Source organism: Chitinophaga sp., assembly GCF_035564935.1.
Taxonomy (GTDB): domain Bacteria; phylum Bacteroidota; class Bacteroidia; order Chitinophagales; family Chitinophagaceae; genus Chitinophaga.
Genome location: NZ_DATMTE010000332.1, coordinates 1 through 2,858, shown reverse-complemented (window position 1 = coordinate 2,858; position 2,858 = coordinate 1). Strand labels below are relative to the sequence as shown.

Below are 2,858 nucleotides of genomic sequence, written 5' to 3'. Positions count from 1 at the left end.
TAATCCTGAGTCAGACAAAATCCGCGTCGGACAAAATCCGCGAATATGAAAATTTTTCTCTACTTTTGCGCCCTTATACCAGTTCTTTTTTATAAGATGATCAGTAGAAGAAATATCCGGGTTAAAGTAATGCAAACACTTTATGCCCTGGAAACGATGGAGCAAAGCAATATTAAGCCAGGCACGGCCACCAGACTTTTAAACGAAAAGCTGGACCAAACCTGCCAGATCTTTACCTACTTACTTAACTCAGTGGTACAGGTAGCACAATACGCTGAAATTGATGCGCAAGCCCGTGCTTCCAAACACTTACCCTCAGCCGAGGACCTGCAGGTGAACACGAAAATTGCAGGAAATGAATTTATTTACCAGATAACCAGCGACAAAGGCTTCCAGGTAAACCTGGAACAATGGAAAATGAAGCTGCAAACAGATGATGATCTGCTAAGAAAGCTGTATAACCAACTCGTTGCCACGGATACTTACAAAGCCTACATCGCAGACGGTAACCGTACCAAAGCAGGTGAAAAGGAAATACTGGAATTTATCTATAAAGAAATACTGGCTAAAAGCGAGCCGTTCCAGCAACACATGGAAGACACCTTCCTTCACTGGGGCGACGACGAAGAAATGATGGGCATCCTGATCAATAATTATTTCAATAAGCCGCATCTCTTCAATTTCCTCCAGCTGATCAGTAAAGAAAAACTGGACTACGCAAAGGAACTCCTGCTCACAGTAACAGACAAAAAAGAATACTGCCTCGAACTGATCAAGCCCAAATTACAAAACTGGGACTCTGAACGTATTGCTGCAGTAGATATGCTGCTGATGGAAATGGGTGTATGCGAGTTCCTCTATTTCCCTACCATTCCCACCAAAGTAACGATCAACGAATATATAGACCTGGCGAAAGCCTACAGCACTCCCCAGAGCGGACAGTTCATCAACGGTATCCTGGATAATATCCTGAAAGACCTTGAAAAAGAACAACTGGTGCAGAAACAGGACCGTCCGAAAAAGTAAGTGGGAAAAGTTATTTTTACGGTAAAATAGTAAGCCATGAAAAAACTGTTCTGTTTACTCGCCTGTGGAAGCCTGCTGGTGGCGGCTTGTAACAATAATGCAAAAAATAATACCGCTGCGGCTGCAGCCGGTAACGGGCAAAAAAATGAGGCTGGCCAATCTTCCGCGCTTACCTTTGAAGAAAAGGTGCATAACTTTGGGGAAATTACAGCCGGTGAAAAAGTGGAATATTCCTTTAAATTCACCAATACAGGCACCAGCCCGCTGCTCATTGAAGACGCCATATCCAGCTGCGGCTGTACCGTACCGGAATGGCCAAAAGAACCTATCAAACCCGGACAATCCGGTTATATGAAGGTTATTTTCGATAGCCACGGGAAATCCGGTTATACCGAAAAAGAAGTTTCTGTTAAAATCAACAATAATGACGGTTATGTGGTAGGACCTAAAATCCAGTGCAATATCATTACCAAATAGTCCGGACTAAACTATTAAATCAATTATAGAAATGAACATCCTGAACATTTTATTAATGGCGCCCCAGGGCGGTGCCCAAGGCGGTGGTAGCTCCTGGGTTTCTTTCCTGTTCTTTGGGGGTATGATCCTCGTTATGTGGCTTTTCATGATCAGACCTCAAACTAAAAAGGCAAAACTGCAGAAACAATTTATCGATAACCTGAAAGAAGGTGATAAAATCGTGACTATTGCCGGTATCCACGGTAAAGTGAAGAAAATGAACGACAACAACACCGTTCTGATGGAAGTAAGCCCTGGCACCAGCTTTACCATCGAACGTTCTGCCATCAGTATGGAATATACCACAGCCCAGCAAAAACCGGCTGAAACCAAATAAGGATTACGGTTAACGTAATTACCGCTACGGAGTTACAGACAGATAACAGGCGAGGATCCAGGTCCCCCGGCATCTGCCTGTAACTCCGTAATTCATATGGGTAGTTCGTAATTTTTTATAAATTGGAGCCATGTTAAAGATTGGAATCACCGGAGGAATTGGCTCCGGCAAAAGCACCGTTAGCAGAATATTTGAATTACTGGGCGTTCCCGTATATTACGCGGACGACCGGGCGAAAGATATCATGGTCCGCGACCCGGAACTCGCCGCGCAGGTAAAACACCATTTTGGTGAAGAAATATACGACGCGGAAGGCGCACTGAACCGCAAACTCCTGGGAAATATTGTATTCAACGACAAAGACAAGCTGGCTCTCCTGAACTCCCTCGTACATCCTGCCACCATCCGCGATTCAGATAACTGGGCCCTGCAGCAACACACCCCATATGTATTAAAAGAAGCCGCCCTGCTCTTTGAAACAGAATCGTTTCATCACCTCGATAAAGTGATCGCCGTTTTTGCCCCCCAGCCTTTACGCGTACACCGCGTTATGAAACGCGATAATGTAACCCGCAATGAAGTGCTGGCGCGCATCTACAAACAAATCGACGAAACCATTAAAATGAAACTGAGCGATTACGTGATCTATAACGATGAGCAGCATGTGGTGATCCCCCAGGTGCTGGCCCTTCACAAACAGTTCCTGGAACTCGCCACCACAAAGTAATACCCGCTTCAAGTCCACCTCAACAGCGGAAACACCCCATGGATGAAGCCTGTATGCAGCAGCTGCACGGCCCCATCAATGTACCTGCCAGTTACCTGCTGTATACCACATGGCCCAACCACCCATGGTTTTCCCTAACTTTGGCAAAAACAAGGATAATGGATAGCGCGAACAGAACTCCCATTCAGCTCACCGCCAGTGCAGCAGCAATAGTGAAACAATTGTTACAGGGTAAAACAGAAGCCCCCTACC

The 2,858-nt window shown here is 45.4% G+C and carries 5 protein-coding genes; all 5 read left to right on the top strand.

Features of this window, described 5'->3' with window-relative positions:
• The first annotated feature begins 96 nt into the window (after positions 1 to 96).
• The gene (gene nusB, locus VN105_RS08875) at positions 97 to 1,026 is read left to right on the top strand and encodes a transcription antitermination factor NusB (RefSeq protein WP_325639974.1); all 930 of its coding nucleotides are present in this window, start codon (positions 97 to 99) and stop codon (positions 1,024 to 1,026) included.
• 36 nt (positions 1,027 to 1,062) lie between these two features.
• Complete coding sequence (locus tag VN105_RS08870; RefSeq protein WP_325639972.1) at positions 1,063 to 1,503, top strand: DUF1573 domain-containing protein; 441 nt, start codon at positions 1,063 to 1,065, stop codon at positions 1,501 to 1,503.
• A gap of 31 nt (positions 1,504 to 1,534) precedes the next feature.
• Positions 1,535 to 1,879 (top strand): preprotein translocase subunit YajC, encoded by a 345-nt coding sequence (yajC, locus tag VN105_RS08865; RefSeq protein WP_325639971.1) that lies wholly within the window; start codon positions 1,535 to 1,537, stop codon positions 1,877 to 1,879.
• Between the two features lie 130 nt (positions 1,880 to 2,009).
• Entirely contained in the window at positions 2,010 to 2,606 is a 597-nt protein-coding gene (coaE, locus tag VN105_RS08860; protein WP_325639970.1) for a dephospho-CoA kinase, read from the top strand.
• Positions 2,607 to 2,644: 38 nt separating this feature from the next.
• The coding region (locus tag VN105_RS08855) for a hypothetical protein (RefSeq protein ID WP_325639969.1) at positions 2,645 to 2,858 on the top strand (214 nt) is incomplete at its 3' end.